This is a genomic window from Pseudomonas wadenswilerensis, assembly GCF_024749185.1.
GTDB lineage: Bacteria > Pseudomonadota > Gammaproteobacteria > Pseudomonadales > Pseudomonadaceae > Aquipseudomonas > Aquipseudomonas wadenswilerensis.
This window is the reverse complement of the sequence record NZ_CP087191.1, coordinates 2580974-2603007: the sequence shown is the minus strand read 5'-3', so window position 1 is coordinate 2603007 and position 22034 is coordinate 2580974. Positions and strand designations below refer to the sequence as shown.

Sequence of the window (22034 nt, the reverse complement as noted above, 5' to 3'; positions counted from 1 at the left end):
GACAATGATAATAGATCTCATTTAGCCATTTGTAGCCAATTATTTCTGCAAATAGGAGATTCCATGTCATTGAGTACCTCCATCCCTGTGCCAGATGCCTCCGACGACGCCCCCGACTGGCCGGCCGCATTTGCCGAACGCTACCGCCAGGCCGGCTACTGGCAAGAGCAGACGTTCGCCCAGGCCCTCGACGCTGCCGCTGCCCGCAACCCTGCAGCAATCGCAATTACCGACGGCCCCTTGCACCTGAGTTATGCCAGCCTCGCGGACCGCTGCCGGCGCCTGGCCGGTGGCTTGCGTGCCCTTGGCCTGCAGGCCGGTGACAATGTGGTCGTGCACCTGCCCAACGGCAGCGCCTTTGTCGAAGTGTGTTTTGCCCTGTTTCGCCTGGGCGCGCGGCCGATCCTCGCCCTGCCCGCCCACCGCCAGCATGAGATCGGCGGCTTCTGCAGCTTTGCCCAGGCCACGGCCTACATCGGCTGCGATCAGCTGGAAGGCTTCGACTGTCGGCAGATGGCGCGCCAGTTGCGCGCCGCCAACCCCTACCTGCAACACGTGGTGATCGAGGGTGTCGCCGAGGAATTCACCGCCCTAGACGAGCTGTACCGCAGCGAAGCACTGGAGCATGACGCCGGTCAGGCCGAGGCAGTGGCCTGCTTCCAGCTGTCGGGCGGCACCACCGGCACCCCCAAGCTGATTCCGCGCCGGCACGCTGAATACCTCTACAACGTGCGCGCCAGCAGCGCCGTCTGCGGCCTGGACCAGCACACCGTGTACCTTGCCGCCCTGCCCATGGCGCACAACTTCACCCTGTGCTGCCCCGGCGTGATCGGTACCTTGCTGGCGGGTGGCCGGGTGGTGTGCAGCCGGCGCCCCGACCCGGACACCTGCTTCGCCCTGATCAGCGCAGAGCGGGTGACCGTCACCGCGTTGGTGCCACCGCTGGCAATGCTCTGGCTCGACGCCCAGGCCCAGCGCCAGGCCGATCTGTCGAGCCTGCGTGTGCTCCAGGTCGGCGGGGCGAAGCTGCTGAGCACCGCGGCGGCGCGGGTCACGCCGATACTCGGCTGCACCTTGCAACAAGTGCTGGGCATGGCTGAGGGGCTGCTCTGCTACACGCGCCTGGATGACCGCCAGGAGCTGATCCTGCACACCCAGGGCCGGCCGCTGAGCGCCGATGACGAAGTGCGCATCGTCGACGAACAGGGGCAAGCGGTGCCCGACGGTGAAGTCGGCGAACTGCAAGTGCGTGGGCCTTACACCATTCGCGGCTATTACCGCCTACCGGCACACAATGCCAAGGCCTTCACCGACGACGGTTTCTATTGCAGCGGCGACCGGGTGCGGCGTACCGCCGAGGGTTACCTGGTGGTCGAGGGGCGGGACAAGGACCAGATCAACCGCGGCGGCGAGAAAGTCGCCGCCGAAGAAGTGGAAAACCTGCTGATCAATCATCCCCAGGTGCATGACGCGGCCCTGGTGGCGATGCCCGATGCGCTGTTGGGCGAATCCACCTGTGCCTTCATCGTCGCCCGCAATCCGGCGCCGTCGACGTTTGCTCTCAAGCAGCATCTGTGCAGCCAGGGCCTGGCCGCATTCAAGGTGCCGGACCGCATCGAGTTTGTGCCGCAGTTCCCGCAGACCGGGGTCGGCAAGGTCAGCCGCAAGGACCTGCGCGAAAGCCTGCGCCTGGCCTGGCTCGACGCCAACCGCGGGAGCAGCGCCTCGTGATCGCTGACCTGCTGACCCAGACCGAGCGCTGGGTGCGCCCCTATCGATTGTCGCCGATGCCGCGCTGGCGCCTGGTGTGCTTCGCCCATGCCGGCGGCAGTGCGAGTTTTTTCCGCGACTGGGCCTGCACCCTGCCCGCCGATATCGACCTGTTGGCGATCCAGTACCCGGGGCGCGAAGACCGCTTCAGCGAACCCTGCCTGACCGACATGCACAGCCTCGCCGAGGCCGCCAGCCAAGCGTTGCGCGGTTACGCCGATCGCCCCCTGGCCCTGTTCGGCCATAGCCTCGGTGCCGTGGTGGCGTATGAGGTGGCGACGCGCTTGGAGCAACAGGCAATCGCCGTCGGCCACCTGTTCGTTTCCGCCCACCCGGCTCCGCAGCGCCAGCGTGGCGGGCAGTTGCACAGCGGGCCGGACCAAGCGCTGCTGGACGATGTACAGCGCCTGTCCAGCCGGCCCAATCCGCTGCTGGAAGACCCGGCCCTGCGCGAGATGTTCATGCCCAGCCTGCGCAATGACTACCGCATTGTCGAAACCTACGGCTGCGCTGCGCCGCAACCGCTGAGCAGCCGGATCGCGGTGTTCTACCCCGAGCAGGATCCGGAGATCGACCTCGACGAAGCCTTGGCCTGGCAAGCCGCGAGCCTCCAGCCACTGCACCTGCAGCGCTGGCAAGGCGAACACTTCTACCTGATCGAGCAGCGCCAGGCGTTGCTCGATGCCCTGGCGGCCACGCTGCTTGGCCGTCGCCCGCTCACATCGCCCGCCCTTGAGGAATCCCTCTGATGAAATCCCCTGACGCTTGCGAAGGCCTCCCGGACATCCGGATCGCCATCGATTCACTGGACCACCAGATCATCGAACTCATGCGCCAACGCATGGCTTACGTCAAAGCCGCTGCCCGGTTCAAGCCGACCGAAAGCAGCATCGCCGCACCCGAGCGCGTCGCCCAGATGCTCCCGCAACGGCGCCAGTGGGCCGAAGAAGCCGGGCTGGATGCGCATTTTGTCGAAACCCTGTTCGCCCAGATCATCCACTGGTACATCGCCCAGCAAGTACGGCACTGGCGCACCATGAGAGTCCCGGCATGAGGGCCTTTACCCGGCTGGAAGAACACACCGCGGGGCTGACCCAGGTGTTCGAACAGGCTCGCCAGCGCGCCGCCGTGCAAGGCGCGCCGGTGCTGGCCAGCTACGCCCTGGCGATCGTCGAGCTGGACCTGCTGGAGCTGTTTTGCCGCGTCGACCAGCCCGACGCCGAGAGCCTGTTCTGGCGCGCGGCCGATGGCGGCAAGAGCCTGTTCGGCTGGGGCGTGGCGGCAGAACTGAGCGGCGCTGGCGGGCAGCGCTTCGCCATGGTGGAGCAGCAATGGCAGCAATGGCTGCACAGCGCGGTGATCCATGGCCCACAGCCTCCAGCGCTCTGCGGCGGCTTTCGATTCGATCATCAGGTCGAGGCCAGCAGCGCCTGGCAAGGTTTCGGCGATGCATCGATGCTGTTGATGACCTTGCTGCTGATACGCGACGGCGATCAATGCTGGCTGGTGTGCCAGCAGCGGATCGGCCCCTCGGACAATGCCGACAGCCGCTGCGAGCATGTGCTCAATGAATGGAACGGCCTGATGGATCGCTATCTGTCGCCGCCGGTCACCTTGGCGCCGCCGCAGCATACCCGTGACCAGTGCCTGCCGCGGGCATGCTGGGAAAGCAAAATCGCCCATGCCCTGGACGTACTGCGCGACAGCCCGATGAAAAAGGTGGTGCTGGCCCGTGAAGTAATCAGCGAGTACTCCCATGCCATCAGCCCTGGCCGAACCCTGGTACGCCTGGCCAGCAACGATCCCTCGGCGTACCTGTTCGCCTTTCGCCGGCAGCAGAGCTGCTTCCTCGGTGCTTCGCCGGAGCGCCTGGTAAAACTACACGACGGCCGCCTGCAAACCCAGGCATTGGCCGGTACCATCCGCCGCGACCCGGACCCGCAGCAAGACGCCCAGCTGGCGCAAGCGCTGATGGACTGCGAGAAGAACCGCCACGAGCATGCGCTGGTGGTGCAGATCATCCAGAGTGGCCTGGCCCCGTGGGCAAGCCAGTTACAGGTACCGTCGACGCCCGCTATACAGCGCCTGAGCCGGGTCCAGCACCTGAGCACGCTGATTGAAGGCCGCCTGCGCCCGCAAGCAGGCCTGCTGCAAGTGGTCGCGACGCTGCACCCGACACCCGCCGTCGGCGGCCACGAACGTCGCCAGGCCATGGAGCATATTCGCCGCTTCGAGGGTTTCGACCGTGGCTGGTACGCCGCGCCGCTGGGCTGGCTGGATGCCCGGGGCAACGGCGAATTCATCGTCGGCCTGCGCTCGGCACTGGTGAATGGCAAGCACGCCCGTTTGTTCGCCGGTTGCGGCATCGTGCACTGCTCGGAGCCTGCCAGCGAATACGAGGAAACCTGCATCAAGCTGGCCGGCATGCAGTTGGCCTTGCAGGCGTGAGCGTGGCAACAATCCCTGCCAGGCCAAAATAGCCGACAGGGATTGTTGCCCACTGCCTATAATTGGGTGGACCGGGGGCCAACCCGGGTACAGCCCTCTTCGGCGATCCGGACAGCCTTTGATATGAACAGCACCGCCATAACCACCTGCCTGCTCGCCCTCTGCCTGGCGCTGACAGCCGGTTGTTCGAGCAAACCCAAAGCACGTTACCTGGCGGCCAACGCCGGTTCCAACTGCCACGCCAAAGCCGTCCCCACTGCCGGCGAAGGCGGCCTGGCCTGGGGCGCGACCCTGCAGATCGCCCGGCAAAAATCCATGAACAACTGCATCCGCTATGCCGGGCGTTCCGGCGGCCTGCCCAACACCTGCAAAGTGGTGCTGGCCGAGTGCAAGCGCTAGCCATTCTGTAATTCATTCGCTATATAAATTTATATATAGCGTTGTCAATTTCCGCGCCTGGCTCTAGTATCTGCGGCGTTCTGCCGGTGCGCGTGTTCGCTTGATCGATTCGACCTGATAGCCCCTGGGGAGGGTGCTGTCGGCCGTTTTGCGCCACGCGCTATATAATAAAATATATAACGATGCCAACAAAGGAGCGTCATGACGCCGTTCGCCCCCCGTACCCTGCTGCTCGCCCTGGCCGCGATCAGTGCCGAGGCCGCCGTGGCCGAGCAGAAAAAAACCTTCAGCCTGGGTGAAATCCAGATTTCCGCACCGCAGGATGATGCCCTGGCAACCGGCAGCAGCGTCGTCGAGCTGGATGACATGCGCCTGCACGACCGCGAGACCGTCGACCGCGCCCTGGCCCTGGCCCCCGGGGTGAATCTCGCCTACATGGGCGCGCGTGCCGAACAGGTGGTGTACGTGCGTGGCTTCGACCGTCTGCAGGTGCCGGTCTATATCGATGGCATTCCCACCTACGTACCCTACGACGGCAATATCGACCTGGGACGCTTCACCACCTACGACCTGTCGCGCATTGAAGTGGCCAAGGGCTTCGCCTCGTTGCTGTACGGCCCCAACACCCTGGGCGGGGCGATCAACCTGATCACCCGACGGCCCACCGAGGCCTTCGAAGGTGAAGTGGGCGGCGGCCTGGAGCTGACCGACCACGGCAACGTCAACGCTTATCGCAGCTATGCCAACCTCGGCTCCAACCAGGGCAATTGGTGGATGCAGGGCGGCGTGTCCTATGTCGACTATGACTACACGATGCTGCCGGACGACTTCGAGCCGACCAACAACCAGCAAGGCGAGGGTCGCCGGGAAAACAGCAACAAGCGTGACGGCAAGTTCAGCTTCAAGCTTGGCTTTACCCCCAACGACACCGACGAGTACGTCCTCGGCTATGTCCAGCAGCAAGGCCGCAAGGGCCAGCCGCCCTACGCCGGCGACCTGCCCGCCACCGGCCAGCGCAAGCGCTGGTGGCAATGGCCGCAATGGGACAAGACCAGCCTGTTCCTGGCCACCAATACCCGCTTCGGCGAGCACGGCCTGAAGACCCGGGTGTACCGCGATACCTTCAAGAACTCGCTGGAAAGCTTCGTCTACAACAATGGCATCCCCGGCGCGATGCAGCCTGGTTTCCCGAGCAAGTACGATGATGAGTCCACGGGTTTCTCGGTCGAAGGCGACCTGGCCCTGAGCGAGGGCAACCGCCTGGGCATCGCCTACCACTTCAAGGAAGACGTGCACCGCTCGCGCGATGGCAGCGACCCGCAAACCCACTTTCGCGATCAGACCCAGTCCATCGCCGTGGAAGACACCCTGCGCCTGAACGAGATTTTCAGCGTGGTCGGCGGCGTGTCGTACAACTACCGCAAGAGCCTTGAGGCCGAGAACTTCGGCACCAGCGCCGCCTCGCCGAGGGTCAAGACCCTGTATGACGAGCCCACCGGCAGCGATGATGCGGTCAACAGCCAGTTGGGCCTGTTCATGAACACCGGGCCGCTGCTGAACATCGATCACAACGGCCAGGTGCGCCTGACGGTGGCCCGCAAGAGCCGCTTTGCGACCATCAAGGACCGCTACTCGACCCGCTTTGGCACGGTGATCCCCAGCCCCGACCTGAAATCCGAACGTGCCACCCACTACGAGCTGGGGTACAGCGGCGCGGTCAACCAGCAATGGACCCTGGACACGGCGCTGTTCGTCAGCAATATCGAAGACTCCATCCAGCAGGTCACCGTCGCCCCGGTAGCCGGTTGCGCGGCGCCGTGCGGCCAGTACCAGAACATCGCCAAGGCACGTAACCAGGGCGTTGAACTGGGCCTGCGCGGTGACCTGGGCACCTGGGAATTCAACACCAGCTACACCTACCTGGACCGGAAAAACCGCAGCAACCCCGAGCTGCACCCGATCGACACACCGCGCCACAACCTGTTTGCCTCGGCCAGCTTGAACCTTGATGCCTGGCGCCACACCGCCGGCGTCGAAGCCGCGTCGCGGCGCTACAACATGTCCGATGGCAGCCAGATGAGCGGCGGCTACGCGGTATACAACCTCAAGAGCGGCTACCGCTTCAGCAACGACGTACGCATCGAAGCGGGCATCCGCAACCTGTTCGATCGCCTTTATGCATACAGCGAGGGGTACCCGGAAAGTGGCCGCAGCTACTTCGTACAGTTCAATGTGCCGCTCTAAGGCCTGGCTGCTGGCCCTGCTGCTGGGCGCGGCCAGCGTCCAGGCGGCAGCGCCGCAGCCGGTGGTGGTGTTGACCAGCTACCCCGAGGAGATGATGACGCGCTTCGAAGAAGCCTTCGAGCGCGCCAACCCCGGCTATCGCCTGCAGATCCTCTGGCGCCAGGGCTTCGATGCCCTGCCCTATTTGCGTCAGGCCGATCAGGGCGGGGTCGATGTCTACTGGGCGCCGTCACCGGGCAACTTCAAGCGTTTGGCCCGGGACGCCGGCTGGCAGCCGCTGGGTGTCGACCTGGACGGTTTGCCGCCGCGCATTGGCGCCATCGCCCTGCGCGATCGCGCGGCTCGCTATCAGGCCACCGAGCTTGCCGGTTACGGCTTTGCCATCAATCCGGTCGAACTGGCCAAGCTGAACATGCCCGCCCCGCGAGACTGGCCGGACCTGCTCGATGCCCGCCTGCGCGGGCGCATCGCCCTGCCCGCCCCGGCGCGGGTCGGCTTTGCCCCGGTACTGCTGGATATCGTCCTGCAGGCCTACGGCTGGGACAAGGGCTGGGCCCTGTGGAGCGAGCTTGCCGGGCAATCGCGGCTGGTCAGCCGTGGTGGCACCCTGGTCAGTGACGAGGTGGCCAGCGGGCGCTCGGCGGTGGGCGTATCGATCGACTTCTTCGTTGCCTCGGCGGTGAGCAATGGCGAAGCGGTCGAGTTCATCTATCCCGCCCATGGCGGGCTCAACCCGGCGCATATTGCCATCCCCCGCCAGGCCAGGCAGGTCGAGGGCGCGCGGGCCTTTGTGCGCTTCGTGTTGTCGCCTGAAGGGCAACGCCTGCTGGCCGACCCGGACATCCGCAAACTGCCGGTGCGCCCCAGCGTTTATGCCGATCTGCCAGCGGGCTATCACGACCCCTTTGCCGCCGCCCGCCAGGGTGCCTATGCCTACACCGACGACAGTTCGCGCGAGCGCCTGGCGCTGATCACCTCATTGTTCGAGCAATGGCTTGGCCAACCCCATGAGCGCCTCGGCGCGTTGTGGGCGCGGGTGCATGCCGGTGAAGCACAGGGCCGGGACCTGACCGCCGTGCGCGAGTTCCTCAGCGTGCCGCCCATCGACGAGGAGCAAGCCATGTCGGCGCCGTTGCTGGCGCTGTTTGCTCAACGTCAGGACCAGGGCATGCAACGTCAGCCGGCCAGCGACCAGGACGCCCTGGGCCGCGAGGAGATCGCCTGGCAGTTCCATAGCGCCAGGCAACAGGCGCAAGCCGAGCGCCTGCTTGCGGCCATGGGCCTGTGAAGCGCTATGGCCTTTGGCTGTTGCTCGGCATGCTGGTGAGCCTGCCCGCCAGCGCCGAGCACGCCGCCGTCAACCGTGAAGCCTTCGCCCAGCCCTTGCCGGGGCTGGATGACGACCTGCAACGGGAGCGCTTCTTCCACGGCCGCAGTCTGTTCCGCCAGGCCTGGGTGGTCGCGCCCTCGCGGGACGAAGCGGTCGATGGCCTGGGGCCGCTGTACAACCGCATCAGTTGCATTGCCTGCCACCCGAAAAATGGCCGTGGCCAGGCCCCGGCCAGCGACCACGAGCCCCTGCGCACGCTACTGGTGCGGCTGTCGCGGCCCGGACGCGATGCCCATGGCGGGCCACTGCCGCATCCGGCCTATGGTGATCAGCTCAACGAATCGGCCATTCCCGGCGTGGCCGGCGAAGGCCGGGCGCATGTCCGCTGGCAAGAGCAGTTTGTGACCCTGGCGGATGCTGAGCGCATCGACCTGCGTTCGCCACGGCTGAGCTTCAGCGAGCTGAACTATGGTCCATTGGATAACGTGCACACCTCGATGCGGGTTGGCTCACCGGTGTTCGGCCTGGGCCTGCTCGAAGCCATCGAGGCCAGCACCCTGCAAGCGCTGGCCGACGCGCCTAAACCTGATGGCGTGAAAGGCCGCGTCAACCAGGTGTGGAGCGTCGAGCGCCAGCGCCTTGAGGCCGGGCGCTTCGGCCTCAAATCGAACCAGCCGGACCTGCGTCAGCAGATTGCCAGCGCCCTGCACGGCGACCTGGGGATTACTTCGCCGCTGTACCCTGAACAGAACTGCACGTCGATGCAACAGGACTGTCGCCAGGCGGTCAGTGGCGGTGCGCCGGAGCTCGATGCCCTGCAACTGGGTGACCTGCACTTCTACCTGGCGCATCTGGCGCCACCGCCGCGGCGAGGCCTGGACAATCCCGAGGTGCAGCGTGGCGAGCGGCTGTTCAATGAAGCGGGATGCGCCCAGTGCCATCGCCCGCGCCTGACCACGGGCCAGCATCCGCTGTACCCGCTGTTATCAGCGCGGCAGATCGAACCTTACAGCGACCTGTTGCTGCATGACATGGGGCCGGGCCTGGCCGATGGGCGCGACGACTACCTGGCCAGCGGCCGCGAGTGGCGTACCGCGCCGCTGTGGGGGCTGGGGCTGATCGAGCGGATCAACCCCGGCGCCGGGTACCTGCATGACGGCCGGGCGCGTACGCTTGAGGAGGCGGTGTTGTGGCATGGGGGTGAAGGGGCCGTGGCGCGGGAGCGATTTGCAGGCTATTCGATGCAAGATCGCCAGATGTTACTGGAGTTCTTACGTTCACTTTAGATTGATGCAGGGCCCTACAGGCCCTCTCATCGTCTGGTAAAAATTACGCCAGCCTCCGCCCCGACACAGGTGTTCATAACGTTGGGCATCAAAACACTGATGGAAAGAAAGTTTCTCAGGCTCATCGGTTCAGGCTCAATGAACCGACACTGCACAGCGGCTTTACGCTGCACTCGCTTTGCGACGACGCCACAATTACCGTTCTTGAACGCCGTGCGGTTGTTAACCAGTGAAGGCGATTTTTGGTAGCTACTGATTATTTCCTTCATCTTTCTACGGGCGTTAAACAGCTCGGAAAGCACGTCAAGCATACCGATCAGCGTTACGCAGCCACAGACGTATACAATAAAATTTACGTACGACACACACTGCCACTCAACACACTGCTCCGCAGCAACGGTATTGACTAGTTCATATATAGCCATCGCCACAATCAGAGATGTCAGTGCAGTAGCAATTGACAACACAGCAGATCGCGTGCCGCGCATATGCTGTCGTAACTGCCTGACCAAGGCGTCATCCATTCCGTGCTTGCTGGCCAGGAACCAGCTTTTCAATACCACCTCGAACCCAGGGGCGCCCCCTTGAATGTCACTGACCGCCTTTTGGACTTTCCCCAGCACAAACGACCGGTGTTTTTTAAAGTCGCAACTCAGGTGAAAACTCATGACGCGCTTGACTGGCTTGCCAGCCTGAAGCTCTGTCGCATCGACACCCAGCGACACCCCGCCGCCCAAGGGAAGGGCAAACCCCTGCCCGCGCATGAAAATGACCATCAATAACACAATAACCGTCGAGCACAACAAAACTGCTGGGTGCGCGGACAGGTTTTTATGAAACTCGCTGCCCTCTCCGGAACAGACAATAACAGTCGCATTTAAAAAACTAAAAATCGACAGCAGTATGATGACAAAGAAAACGTCTCGCCGATTGACCCAATAAAGCGCTTGGAAGCTATTCTCGGTGAGCGGGACCTTGTTCGCTTTGACCCGATGAGTCACCCACAAAAAACCAATGATTGCGGCGATACACATAAAACCGGCGTACTGCAGCACAATTGCAACATAGCCCAGCTCAAGAACGCCACGAATACCATTCAACAACAAATCCATCACCATACCCTTCCAAGCCCCATACACTCCTCACCCCATCAGCAGCGGTATATATTGCTATATATTACCAAACTAAACACTAGCAGGTACTTGCGTGCCATTGTGATAGCCATTCAGGTATAGGGATAAGCTCAGGGTCAAGGTAACACGCCAGGTATTTGTGGTTCTCCATCAACCGACCAGGATCTTGATAGTCTCGTGCCGTCTCCAGCAAGGCCTCCCAAGCCGCTGCGGCAATCTTCTCCAAGCGGGGGCAATGCTGCGTCGTGTAGGTGGCCATTTTCTCGGTGGTCATTACATAACCTGCCAGCGTGTGCAGATAATCAGCAACGTTTTCGGTAAAGTCGGCCCGAGCTGTTACGCCGGATGGCACAGCATTGATCAGTTCAAGCAAGCGCTGGAAGCCCGCCTGACTGTAGAGTGGCGAATCTACCGAAAACATCCGCCAATACAGCGAACCCTGTTGACGGCTTGATAGATCTTTCGCTTGTTGTATGCCTCTGGCTGGGGTAAACGCCTCAAGGGTACTGTCAATGGCCACCGAGGCTAATGAGTGTGCCAATTTATCGATGAACTTAAGGTGGCGTTGACCCGTCCTTTTTTCCAGCGGATGTCGATAGAGCATCTCCTGCATCCACTCGAACAGCTCGATCTTGCTACGGCACAACTCAAGCGCACGTTCGAGCAACTGCTCTTCGCGTTGCAAAAAGTCCCGAGGCACCGATGCCGACAGGAAGGGCATTCTGCTCAACAACGTATGATTCCACAGGCGCTTGAAGGCGTCGAAGCTCTGGCAACTCTCCTGGATGGCCGGATCACTCATGCGCCAAGCAGTTTCAAGTAACGAAAGCTGCTTATGAGCAGCATCGGTAAACGACCGGCGCAACCCTTCACTGCCCTGATCGATCATTTTCCGTGAAGCATCCTCGTAGTCAGTCAGCACCCGGTCCAGAAACTCACGGCCCACATCACCAGGACGCTTGAAGGCAATGTCAACGCACTGTCTGATAAATGCAGACACCTGCTTGGCGTCTTCTTGCTTGTTCCAGGACCGAAGAAATTCCTGGTATTCCTTTTCAGTGAAAACGGGCTCGCTGATCAGCAGCTTTGCCTGTTTTGCAATCAACTTTGCGGGCACGCGCTCACACAGCAAAAGGAATTCTTGAACCTTGTGCTGTAATGCCTCGAAACCCACCTCGCCTGCCTTGATGGATTCAGCTACAAAGCTGTCTGTTTTTGCTTTCAGACCAATTTCTGAGGATTGCAAAGCCCTTGTGAGCGCACCCTCGGTTGCCGGCGCTTCATGGCGCAAGATGGTCTGCAAAACAATGACTTCCCAGCGAAGCTCGTGGCTAACATGCCTTCCGGCCACCTCCTTGTACAAACAGAGTTCCCGGACAATCGCTTTAGCCAACCGCGGATTACCCGGCATACAGTCGACGACCCTGGCAAAGGCCGGCCTGGGTATGAACGCCAAATTCTGCTCATACAATGACCAGGCCAGGCTGGCTGCCTGCTCGGCCTCGGGTTCCGGCAAGTGGAAGCGAATATCAATGATCTTTTCCAGAAACCGCTGGGCATCAGGGCCGAAGGCTTGCGAATGGTCCTTGAGCGCTTTGCTGACAACTTCCAGGTCAAATGCCAGGACGAAGACGAACCTTGGCCAGTCCAGCAACTCTTTCAGGCTCATCAGTACGCTGGGGATCAATTTGGGGTCAATGCGGTCGAGGTCGTCGATAAATACCAGCACCTGAACCGAATGCAGCTCAGCCTGCAAAGCACGCAAATCTTCGGCACCTGCTTTTAGCCGTTTTGGTAGCCAGGCGAACAACCTGTGCATGCCCCCTGCTGCGGTAGTCGCCAGTGGCGCGCCAGGCAGAAGCTTCAGCCCCTCGTCGACAACGACCTTCACCACATCGGCCATGCTGCCCAGCTTCGCCGCGGCGTCCTTGGCCCATCGGGCCAGCCTGGGTACTTTGATCTGCTGTTTGCCCAATTGGCCGAGCAATGCCCGGTAAAAACTTTCTATCCCACCTTGCTCGGTTGCGCTCCAGGCTGAAAACCGCACAACCACCCAATGTCGATCTGCCTGACAACGCCGGTGATTCTCTTCCTCGGCCTGGCGCTCGATGAAATTCAGCACACTGGTCTTGCCACTGCCCCACCTGCCGCACAGGGCAATTCGCGTCGACCATGCGGGTGTTGCACTGGCGGCGCGCAAAACCGATCGGGCGATGCTCCAACGATCGAGCAGATCGTCGTCGCGTTGTTGCGCAGCTCTGTCGTGACCTTCGACTGCAACTTGTACTTCACGCGCTAGCATTCTTACTCCGGCGGTATCCCTGCATGGCCTCTGGCCATCAATCCAGCAGCATACCCTCGAAACGCTGCCCTCACATCCCTCATATCATTCCCGATGATAATAACCTTCGCCCCATTCGATTCGTTGTTAATAGTTACAAATCGCAGAATCCGCCCACTATCAATAAATTGGCGGACTCCCCATGGAACAGTCACTCAAACCTTTGCGTTACCCCCTTGCTCTATTGGCTGTATTGGTGATGAGTGCCTGCGGTCGCACCCCGGAGGCCGTGCAGGCGCCGGCGGCGACCAAGGTCAGCGTGGCCAAGGTACTGGAACAACCGATCAACGAATGGGACGAGTTCACCGGCCGCCTGGAGGCACCGGAAACCGTCGAGGTGCGCCCGCGCGTCTCCGGGCAGATCGACCAGGTGGCCTTCACCGAAGGCGCCCAGGTGAAAAAAGGCGATCTGCTGTTCCAGATCGACCCACGTCCGTTCCAGGCTGAGGTCCGCCGCCTCGAAGCCCAGCTGCAACAAGCCCGCGCCACCGCCATCCGCAGCGAAAACGAAGCCCAGCGCGGCGAGCGCCTGCGCAGCAGCAACGCGATTTCCGCCGAGCTGGCCGAATCGCGCACCAGCGCCGCCGCCGAAGCGCGTGCCGGTGTCGCCGCGATCCAGGCCCAACTCGATCTGGCACGCCTGAACCTGAGCTTCACCCGCGTTACCGCACCGATCAGCGGCCGGGTCAGCCGCGCCCAGTTCACCGCCGGCAACATCGTCACCGCCGATGTGACGCCGCTGACCAGCGTGGTCTCCACCGACAAGGTCTACGCCTACTTCGACGCCGACGAGCGCGTGTACCTCAAGTACACCCAGCTGGCGCGCGACGGCCAGCGCGGCCAGAGCACCCCGGTGTACCTGGGCCTGTCGAACGAAAGCGGCAACCCGCACCTGGGCCAGATGAACTTCGTCGACAACCAGGTCAACCCCAAGACCGGCACCATCCGTGGCCGCGCAGTGTTCGACAACACCGACGGCCAGTTCACCCCGGGTCTGTATGCACGCCTGAAACTGGTCGGCAGCGCCACCTACTCGGCGGTGCTGATCAACGACGAAGCGGTGGGCACCGACCTTGGCAAGAAGTTCGTGCTGGTCATGGACAAGGACAACAAGGCCGCGTATCGCGCCGTTGAACTGGGGCCGAAACTCGAAGGCCTGCGTATCGTGCGCAATGGCCTGAGCAAGGATGACCGCATCGTCGTCAAGGGCCTGCAACGGGTGCGCCCGGGCTCGCCGGTCGACCCGCAGGACACGCCGATGGCCAGTGAAGCGACCATCGCCGCCCTCGCCCAACAACGCCAGGTGCTCGAGGCCAGTGTCCAGGGCAAAGCCGTGGCCACCCCCAGCGTAAAACTCGCCAGTGCCTCGGCACCGCGCGGTTAAGGGATCAGTCCGATGAATTTTTCCAAGTTTTTTATTACCCGGCCGATCTTCGCCGCGGTGCTGTCGTTGTTGATCCTGATCGCCGGCAGCATCTCGCTGTTCCAGCTGCCGATCAGCGAATACCCGGAAGTGGTACCGCCCACCGTGGTGGTGCGCGCCAACTTCCCCGGTGCCAACCCGAAAGTGATCGGCGAAACCGTCGCCGCACCGCTTGAGCAAGCGATTACCGGGGTGGAGAACATGCTTTACATGTCCTCCCAGTCCACCGCGGATGGCAAGCTGACCCTGACCATCACCTTTGCCCTGGGCACCGACCTGGACAACGCTCAGGTGCAGGTGCAGAACCGTGTGACCCGGACCCAGCCCAAGCTGCCCGAGGAAGTGACGCGGATCGGCATCACCGTCGACAAGGCTTCACCCGACCTGACCATGGTCGTGCACCTGACCTCGCCGGACAACCGCTACGACATGCTCTACCTGTCCAACTACGCCATCCTTAACATCAAGGACGAACTGGCCCGCCTGGGCGGCGTCGGTGACGTGCAGCTGTTCGGCATGGGCGACTATTCGCTGCGGGTCTGGCTTGATCCAAACAAGACCGCATCGCGCAACCTGACGGCCAGCGACGTGGTTGCGGCCATTCGCGAGCAGAACCGTCAGGTGGCTGCCGGTCAACTCGGTGCCCCACCCGCACCGGGGACCACCAGCTTCCAGTTGTCGGTGAACACCCAGGGCCGCCTGGTCAGTGAAGAAGAGTTCGAGAACATCATCATCCGCTCAGGCGCCGATGGCGAAATCACTCGCCTGAAGGACATTGCCCGGGTCGAGCTCGGCTCCAGCCAGTACGCCCTGCGTTCGCTGCTCAACAACCAGCCGGCCGTGGCCATCCCGATCTTCCAGCGCCCAGGTTCCAACGCCATTGAGATCTCCGATGAGGTCCGTGGGAAAATGGCCGAGCTGAAGAAGGACTTCCCCGAAGGCATGGACTACAGCATTGTCTATGACCCGACGGTGTTCGTCCGCGGTTCGATCGAAGCCGTGGTACATACCCTGTTCGAAGCACTGATCCTGGTGGTACTGGTCGTTATCCTGTTCCTGCAGACCTGGCGCGCCTCGATCATTCCGCTGGTGGCCGTACCAGTGTCGCTGATCGGCACCTTTGCGGTGATGCACCTGTTCGGCTTCTCGCTCAACGCCCTGTCGCTGTTCGGCCTGGTACTGGCCATCGGGATCGTGGTGGACGACGCCATCGTCGTGGTGGAGAACGTCGAGCGTAATATCGGCCTGGGCCTCAAGCCGCTGGAAGCCACGCAAAAGGCCATGGGCGAAGTGACCGGGCCGATCATCGCCACGGCGCTGGTACTGTGCGCAGTGTTCGTGCCAGCCGCGTTCATTTCCGGCCTTACCGGGCAGTTCTACAAGCAGTTCGCCCTGACCATTGCCATCTCGACGGTGATCTCGGCGTTCAACTCCCTGACCCTGTCGCCGGCCCTGGCCGCCGTACTGCTCAAAGAGCACCACGCCCCGAAAGACCGCTTCTCGAAAGTGCTTGAGCGCCTGCTCGGTGGCTGGCTGTTCGGCCCGTTCAACCGCTTCTTCGACCGGGCCAGCCATGGCTACGTCGGCGCGGTCGGCCGGGTCATCCGCAGCAGCGGCATCGCCCTGTTCGTCTACGGTGGCCTGATCATCATGACCTGGCTGGGCTTTTCTTCGACGCCGACCGGTTTCGTGCCGGCGCAAGACAAGCAGTACCTGGTCGCCTTCGCGCAACTGCCGGATGCCGCCAGCCTCGACCGCACGGAAGCGGTGATCAAGAAGATGAGCGAGATCGCCCTCAAGCAACCTGGCGTGGCCGACTCGGTGGCCTTCCCGGGCCTGTCGATCAACGGCTTCACCAACAGCCCGAACAGCGGCATCGTGTTTACCCCGCTCAAGCCGTTCAATGAGCGTAAAGACCCGAGCCAGTCGGCCGCGGCGATTGCCGCCGCGCTGAACGCGCAGTTCGCCGGTATCGAAGACGCCTACATCGCCATCTTCCCACCGCCGCCGGTACAAGGGCTGGGCACCATCGGTGGTTTCCGCCTGCAGATCGAAGACCGTGGCAACCTGGGTTATGAAGCGCTGTACAAGGAAACCCAGAACATCATCGCCAAGAGCCACAACGTGCCGGAACTGGCCGGGTTGTTCACCAGTTACCAGGTCAACGTGCCGCAGGTCGATGCCGCCATCGACCGCGAGAAAGCCAAGACCCACGGTGTCGCCATCAGCGATATCTTCGACACCCTGCAGATCTACCTGGGTTCGTTGTACGCCAACGACTTCAACCGCTTTGGCCGCACCTACCAGGTCAACGTCCAGGCCGAGCAGCAGTTCCGTCTCGAAGCCGAGCAGATCGGCCAGTTGAAGGTGCGCAACAACCAGGGCGAGATGATCCCGCTGGCGACCTTCATCAAGGTCAGCGATACCTCGGGGCCGGACCGGGTCATGCACTACAACGGTTTCATCACCGCCGAGATCAATGGCGCCGCCGCCCCGGGCTACAGCTCCGGGCAAGCGGAAAAGGCCATCGAGAAGCTGCTCAAGGATGAACTGCCCAACGGCATGACCTTCGAATGGACCGAGCTGACCTACCAGCAGATCCTTTCCGGCAATACCGCGCTGTTCGTCTTCCCGCTCTGCGTACTGCTGGCCTTCCTGGTGCTGGCCGCCCAGTACGAAAGCTGGAGCCTGCCGCTGGCGGTGATCCTGATCGTACCGATGACCCTGCTGTCGGCGATTACCGGGGTGATCCTGTCCGGTGGCGACAACAACATCTTTACCCAGATCGGCTTGATCGTACTGGTGGGGCTGGCGTGCAAGAACGCCATCCTGATCGTCGAGTTTGCCAAGGATAAACAGGCCGAAGGCCTCGACCCGCTGGCTGCGGTACTGGAAGCCTGCCGCCTGCGTCTGCGACCAATCCTGATGACGTCGATCGCCTTCATCATGGGGGTGGTGCCGCTGGTGTTCTCTTCCGGTGCCGGTGCTGAAATGCGTCATGCCATGGGTGTAGCGGTGTTCTCCGGGATGATCGGGGTGACCTTCTTCGGTCTGCTGCTGACGCCGGTGTTCTTTGTCCTGATCCGCCGTTACGTGGAACGCAGCGAGGCCCGCAAAGCGGCGCGTGCGCTGAAGCTGGAGAGTCATGCATGAACCGCAATCTGAAACTCTTTATGCCGAGCCTGTTGGTCCTGGCCCTGGCCGCCTGTGCGGTAGGCCCGGACTACCAGGCGCCGGACACCGCGGCGGCGCAGTTGAGCGCGGCCAATGAACCGAGCGCCAAGGCGTCGTTCGACCGCAGCCGCTTCGAAAGCATCTGGTGGAAGCAGTTCGACGACCCGGTACTCAACAAGCTGGTCAGCCAGTCGCTGGACGGCAACCGTGAACTGCGCGTGGCCTTCGCCCGCCTGAAAGCGGCGCGGGCGATCCGTGACGATGTCAGCAACGACGCCCTGCCAACCGTGACCAGCCGTGCCAGCGCCGACCTGGGCAAGGGCCAGGTCCCTGGCCAGACCGAGGACCGGGTCAACAGCGAACGCTATGACCTGGGCCTGGACATGGCCTGGGAACTGGACCTGTTCGGCCGCATCCAGCGCCAACTGGAAGCCAGCGATGCCGAGCAGGACGCCGCGCAGGCCGACCTGCAGCAGCTGCAGGTCAGCCTGATCGCCGAACTGGTCGATGCCTATGGCCAGCTGCGCGGTGCACAGTTGCGCGAGAAGATCGCCCTGGCCAACCTCAAGACCCAGCAGGATTCGCGTGGCATCACCGTAACCCTGCGTGACGCCGGGGTCGGCAACGACCTTGACGTGGTGCGTGCCGATGCCCGCCTGGCGGCGGTCGAGGCCAGCGTGCCGCAACTGCAGGCCGAACAGGTGCGGGCGCGTAATCGCATCGCCACCCTGCTTGGCCAGCGCCCGGACGCCTTGGCCATCGACCTCTCGCCGGCGCAGTTGCCGGCCATCGCCAAGGCCTTGCCGGTGGGTGACCCCGGCGAGCTGCTCAAGCGCCGCCCGGATATCCGCAGCGCCGAGCGCCAGTTGGCAGCCGCCACGGCCAACATCGGCGTGGCCACGGCCGACCTGTTCCCACGGGTCAGCCTCAGCGGCTTCCTTGGCTTTACCGCCGGGCGCGGCTCGCAACTGGGCTCCTCGGCCGCCAAGGCCTGGGCCCTGGGCCCGAGCATCACCTGGGCGGCCTTCGACCTGGGCAGCGTGCGCGCCCGCCTGCGCGGTGCCAATGCCGATGCCGAGGGTGCGCTGGCCAACTATGAACAGCAGGTGCTGCTGGCCCTGGAAGAGTCGGAAAACGCCTTCAGCGACTACAGCAAACGCCAGGAACGCCTGCTGGCCCTGCTGCGCCAGAGCGAAGCCAGCCGCAAGGCGGCGGACCTGGCCTCGATTCGCTACCGCGAAGGCACCGTCGATTACCTGGTGCTGCTCGACGCCGAACGCGAGCGCCTGAGCGCCGAAGATGCCCAGGCCCAGGGCGAAGTGGACCTGTACCGCGGCATCGTCGCCATCTACAAGGCCCTCGGTGGCGGCTGGCAGGCCGAGAGCGTGGCCGCGGCGAACTGATTCAACGGCTCCTTTGGTTGGTTTCTGACCGGCCTTTTGCCCCGCTGGCTCACGCTGGCGGGGCTTTTTTGTGTCTGACGATTCCAGGGGCTGCTTTGCAGCCCATCGCTGGCAAGGCCAGCTCCCACAGGTGCTGCATACGCTGGACCTTGTGGGAGCCGGCCTTGCCGGCGATGCAGTCAGCGCATAACCACGCATTGCATTTGACGCCACCGGCCCTCGTGACCCAAGCTCAACCCTTTGCAGCCGCGACACGCTTCGGATTCACCATGTCGAAACAGCGCCAGTACACGCTCATCAGCCTGACCTTGCTCATCATCCTCGGCCTGGGTGGCTATTTCTGGCGTGACGACAGCCCTGCTCCCACCCCGGCCCTCAAGCACAGCTACACCAAGGCACTGACCATGGCCCATGACGGCCAGCCTGGGGCCGCACGGGTGCTCTACCAGCAATTGGGCCGCGCTGACCTGTCGTCCATCCGCCGCGCCAGCCTGTACGCCGAACTGCCCAATTACCCCTCGCCCCTGGCCCTGAAACTGGCCAACCGCGACCTGCAGCATGAAGACCCGCTGGTGCGCCGCGCCGCCGTCGCCAGCATCCAGGCGATGCTGCCCGGTACCCAGCGCAGCCTGGTGCTCGGCCCGTTGCTCGATGACGAAGAGCAAAGCGTACGCTTTGCCGTGGTCGATGCCCTGCTCGGGCTGAGCGCGGACGATATCGGCCTGTATTACGGACCGCTGCAGGAAGTGCTGGAGCAGTACCAGCAGCTCCTGGCCAAGCGCAGCGACGATGCCAGCGCCCAGTTGCACCTGGCCCAGCTGTACCTGCACGAGAACAACTATCAGGAGGCCGGGCAAGCACTGGAACGCACCCTGCAACTGGCCCCGGACAATCTCGAAGCGCTGGCCGCCCAGGTCCAGCTGCTGGAGCGCCAGGGCCAGACCGACGCCTCACGCCAGGTGTTGGCTAAAGCGCTGCAGAAGCGCCCCGACTCCGCCTTCCTGCAACACGAACTGGGGCGCTGGCTGCTGCGCCACGGCCAGGACGAATACGCCCTGCTGGCCTTCGCCCGGGCTCTGGAACTGGAACCGGACAACCACGACTACCGCTACACCCTGGCCACCAGCCTGCACCAGCTGGAGCAGGTCGATGCCGCGCAAAAGCAGCTGGAAACCATCCTTGCCCGGCAACCGGCCAACCGCAAGGCGCGGGTGCTGCTGATCGAGTACTGGAAAGAAACCGGCCAGTTGCAGAATGTGCAAGTGCTGCTGGCCCAGCTGGAGCAGCAGAACCCGGACGATCCACTGGTGCAGCAAGGCCTTTGAACGCTCCCGACAACCGTCCGCCAACCCGGTTGAACCCCCACGCAACGGCTGTGGTCCAGAGATAGTGCGAGGACAGCAGGCACCGGCGGTGCTTGCCTGAGCGTTATCAAAGGAGACCACCCGTGGGCAACGCGTTAGCCAATGCCGAACGAGCGCTGATTCTGGCGCCGGCCCAGCTCAGCCAGCTGGCCCAGCGCCTGCTCGACAAGGCCGGCATTCAGGCGCTGCAAGCCGCCACCATGGAAGACCTCGGGCTTGCCCTGGAACAGGGCGTAGGCCTGGCGATCATCGCCGACACCTGCCTGGACGGCAGCACCCGCTCGCCCTTGCATCTCTACCTTGGCAAGCAGCCGTTGTGGTCGGACCTGCCCGTGCTGCTGCTGACGGGGCCGCCGATACAAGGTCAAAGCCCGCCGCAAAGCCGACACGCTGCCCTTGGCAACCTGTTCCTGCTGCAATGTCCGTTCGAACCCGACACTCTTCTCGCCCTGACCCACGCCTCGTTGCGCGCGCGGCGCCGACAGTACCAGGCACGTAACCAGAGCCAGGAACTGGAGCGTCAGACGCACCGGGTCGAAGCGCAGCTGCGCCAGTTACGCGAGGAAGAACATTACCTGCGCCAGTCGCAGAAAATGGAAGCCATCGGCCAACTGGCCGGCGGTGTGGCCCACGACTTCAACAACTTGCTGACCGGCATCGGCGGCAGCCTGGAAATGATCGGCAAACGCTTACAGCAAGGCCGCACCGACACCCTGCCGGCCCTGCTCAGCCTCAGCCAGGAAGCGGTCAAGCGCGCAGCCAGCATGACCCACCGCCTGCTGGCGTTCTCCAGTCGGCAGTCACTGGATGCGCACCCGGTGCAGGTCGCTGCACTGTTGACGGCAGAGCAACTGAAGTCGGTGCTCGGTCCACAGATCAAGCTGCAAGTACGCATCGAGCCCGAGTTATGGGCTGTGGAAGCAGACCCGGTGCAACTGCAGGAAGCACTCGGCAACCTGCTGAGCAATGCCCATGATGCCATGCCCAATGGCGGACGCCTTACCGTCAGCGCCAGTAACCAGCGCCTCGACGGTACCCTGTTTGGTAGTCACTCCCTGGCCGCCGGCGACTATGTGCTGATCAGTCTGCATGACAACGGCTGTGGCATGCCGCAGAGCACCCTGGACCGCGCCTTCGACCCGTTCTTCACCACCAAGCCGATCGGCCAGGGCACGGGCCTGGGGTTGTCGATGGTGTACGGCTTCAGCAAGCAGTCCCAGGGCCACGTGGCCTTGCACAGCCGCATCGGCCACGGCACGCGCGTCGATGTTTACCTGCCACGGCATGCAGCACAACGACTCGAGTCTGAGGTCGAAGTACCGCAGCCTTCCGCCGCTACCGCCAGTCAGAACGTGTTGATTGTCGAAGATGACCCCACCGTTCGCCTGCTGGTGCACCAGGCGCTGGATGAGCAGGGTTACCAGTGCACGGTGGCCGAAGATGCCAATATCGCCCTGGCGATCCTGCAGGCCGGGGAGCCGGTCGACCTGTTGGTCAGCGACGTCGGGTTGCCGGGCATGAACGGCCGCCAGTTGGCAGAGATCGGTCGTCAGTTGCGGCCCCAGCTCAAGGTGCTGTTCATCACCGGCTACGCCGAAACCGCAGTGGCCCGCGGCGGCTTCCTCGACGCTGGCATGCAGATGATCTGCAAGCCTTTCGAATTCGCCCAGTTGACCGACAAGGTCGCGCAGATTCTCGGCAAGGGCAGCCGACCATGAG

Annotated in this window: 15 protein-coding genes; 13 read left to right on the top strand and 2 right to left on the bottom strand. The window is 63.1% G+C overall.

Annotation, left to right across the window (positions count from 1 at the left end):
* Positions 1-69: 69 nt before the first annotated feature.
* The 8 genes from LOY45_RS12125 (at position 70) to LOY45_RS12090 (ending at position 9477) form a co-directional block, all read left to right on the top strand.
* Positions 70-1731: a (2,3-dihydroxybenzoyl)adenylate synthase gene (locus LOY45_RS12125; RefSeq protein ID WP_276543184.1), complete on the top strand. Its 1662-nt coding sequence runs from the start codon at positions 70-72 to the stop codon at positions 1729-1731.
* A complete protein-coding gene (locus tag LOY45_RS12120) occupies positions 1728-2519 on the top strand; it encodes a thioesterase II family protein (protein ID WP_275670882.1) in 792 nt (263 codons plus the stop codon). Before LOY45_RS12125 ends, LOY45_RS12120 begins: the two co-directional genes overlap by 4 nt.
* Positions 2519-2824 (top strand): isochorismate lyase, encoded by a 306-nt coding sequence (locus LOY45_RS12115; RefSeq protein WP_115086436.1) that lies wholly within the window; start codon positions 2519-2521, stop codon positions 2822-2824. The genes LOY45_RS12120 and LOY45_RS12115 overlap by 1 nt, the downstream gene beginning before the upstream one ends.
* Positions 2821-4218, top strand: coding sequence for an isochorismate synthase (locus tag LOY45_RS12110; protein ID WP_115086435.1), 1398 nt, complete (start codon positions 2821-2823; stop codon positions 4216-4218). The genes LOY45_RS12115 and LOY45_RS12110 overlap by 4 nt, the downstream gene beginning before the upstream one ends.
* A gap of 123 nt (positions 4219-4341) precedes the next feature.
* Complete coding sequence (locus LOY45_RS12105) at positions 4342-4617, top strand: hypothetical protein (RefSeq protein ID WP_115086434.1); 276 nt, start codon at positions 4342-4344, stop codon at positions 4615-4617.
* Between the two features lie 201 nt (positions 4618-4818).
* Positions 4819-6861, top strand: a complete 2043-nt coding sequence (locus LOY45_RS12100; protein ID WP_258579194.1) for a TonB-dependent receptor plug domain-containing protein — start codon at positions 4819-4821, stop codon at positions 6859-6861.
* Positions 6848-8149, top strand: a complete 1302-nt coding sequence (locus LOY45_RS12095) for an ABC transporter substrate-binding protein (RefSeq protein WP_258579193.1) — start codon at positions 6848-6850, stop codon at positions 8147-8149. Before LOY45_RS12100 ends, LOY45_RS12095 begins: the two co-directional genes overlap by 14 nt.
* Complete coding sequence (locus LOY45_RS12090; RefSeq protein WP_258579192.1) at positions 8146-9477, top strand: di-heme oxidoreductase family protein; 1332 nt, start codon at positions 8146-8148, stop codon at positions 9475-9477. Before LOY45_RS12095 ends, LOY45_RS12090 begins: the two co-directional genes overlap by 4 nt.
* Before the next feature lie 26 nt (positions 9478-9503).
* Here the strand turns inward: LOY45_RS12090 and LOY45_RS12085 are convergent, their stop codons facing one another.
* Together LOY45_RS12085 and LOY45_RS12080 are read right to left on the bottom strand one after the other, a co-directional pair.
* Positions 9504-10589 carry a hypothetical protein gene (locus LOY45_RS12085; protein ID WP_134062426.1) on the bottom strand — a complete coding sequence of 362 codons (1086 nt, stop codon included), beginning with the start codon at positions 10587-10589 and terminating at the stop codon, positions 9504-9506.
* Positions 10590-10668: 79 nt separating this feature from the next.
* Positions 10669-12912: a KAP family P-loop NTPase fold protein gene (locus tag LOY45_RS12080; RefSeq protein ID WP_258579191.1), complete on the bottom strand. Its 2244-nt coding sequence runs from the start codon at positions 12910-12912 to the stop codon at positions 10669-10671.
* Between the two features lie 181 nt (positions 12913-13093).
* Here LOY45_RS12080 and mexE point away from each other — a divergent pair, with 181 nt between their 5' ends.
* The 5 genes from mexE to LOY45_RS12055 all read left to right on the top strand — a co-directional run bounded on the left by mexE (position 13094) and on the right by LOY45_RS12055 (position 22033).
* The gene (mexE, locus tag LOY45_RS12075; protein ID WP_115086431.1) at positions 13094-14335 is read left to right on the top strand and encodes a multidrug efflux RND transporter periplasmic adaptor subunit MexE; all 1242 of its coding nucleotides are present in this window, start codon (positions 13094-13096) and stop codon (positions 14333-14335) included.
* 12 nt (positions 14336-14347) lie between these two features.
* Complete coding sequence (locus LOY45_RS12070) at positions 14348-17527, top strand: efflux RND transporter permease subunit (RefSeq protein WP_115086430.1); 3180 nt, start codon at positions 14348-14350, stop codon at positions 17525-17527.
* Positions 17524-18951 carry an efflux transporter outer membrane subunit gene (locus LOY45_RS12065; protein ID WP_115086429.1) on the top strand — a complete coding sequence of 476 codons (1428 nt, stop codon included), beginning with the start codon at positions 17524-17526 and terminating at the stop codon, positions 18949-18951. Before LOY45_RS12070 ends, LOY45_RS12065 begins: the two co-directional genes overlap by 4 nt.
* 269 nt (positions 18952-19220) lie before the next feature.
* Positions 19221-20276, top strand: a complete 1056-nt coding sequence (locus LOY45_RS12060) for a tetratricopeptide repeat protein (RefSeq protein ID WP_258579190.1) — start codon at positions 19221-19223, stop codon at positions 20274-20276.
* 122 nt (positions 20277-20398) lie between these two features.
* Positions 20399-22033, top strand: a complete 1635-nt coding sequence (locus LOY45_RS12055) for an ATP-binding protein (RefSeq protein WP_258579189.1) — start codon at positions 20399-20401, stop codon at positions 22031-22033.
* The last annotated feature ends 1 nt before the right edge of the window (position 22034 follow it).

Coding starts and splice junctions, on each gene's coding strand:
- LOY45_RS12115 (WP_115086436.1), top strand. CDS start 2,519: ATGAAATCCCCTGACGCTTGCGAAGGCCTCCCGGACATCCGGATCGCC.
- LOY45_RS12110 (WP_115086435.1), top strand. CDS start 2,821: ATGAGGGCCTTTACCCGGCTGGAAGAACACACCGCGGGGCTGACCCAG.
- LOY45_RS12105 (WP_115086434.1), top strand. CDS start 4,342: ATGAACAGCACCGCCATAACCACCTGCCTGCTCGCCCTCTGCCTGGCG.
- LOY45_RS12100 (WP_258579194.1), top strand. CDS start 4,819: ATGACGCCGTTCGCCCCCCGTACCCTGCTGCTCGCCCTGGCCGCGATC.
- LOY45_RS12095 (WP_258579193.1), top strand. CDS start 6,848: ATGTGCCGCTCTAAGGCCTGGCTGCTGGCCCTGCTGCTGGGCGCGGCC.
- LOY45_RS12085 (WP_134062426.1), bottom strand. CDS start 10,589: ATGGATTTGTTGTTGAATGGTATTCGTGGCGTTCTTGAGCTGGGCTAT.
- LOY45_RS12080 (WP_258579191.1), bottom strand. CDS start 12,912: ATGCTAGCGCGTGAAGTACAAGTTGCAGTCGAAGGTCACGACAGAGCT.
- mexE (WP_115086431.1), top strand. CDS start 13,094: ATGGAACAGTCACTCAAACCTTTGCGTTACCCCCTTGCTCTATTGGCT.
- LOY45_RS12070 (WP_115086430.1), top strand. CDS start 14,348: ATGAATTTTTCCAAGTTTTTTATTACCCGGCCGATCTTCGCCGCGGTG.
- LOY45_RS12065 (WP_115086429.1), top strand. CDS start 17,524: ATGAACCGCAATCTGAAACTCTTTATGCCGAGCCTGTTGGTCCTGGCC.
- LOY45_RS12060 (WP_258579190.1), top strand. CDS start 19,221: ATGTCGAAACAGCGCCAGTACACGCTCATCAGCCTGACCTTGCTCATC.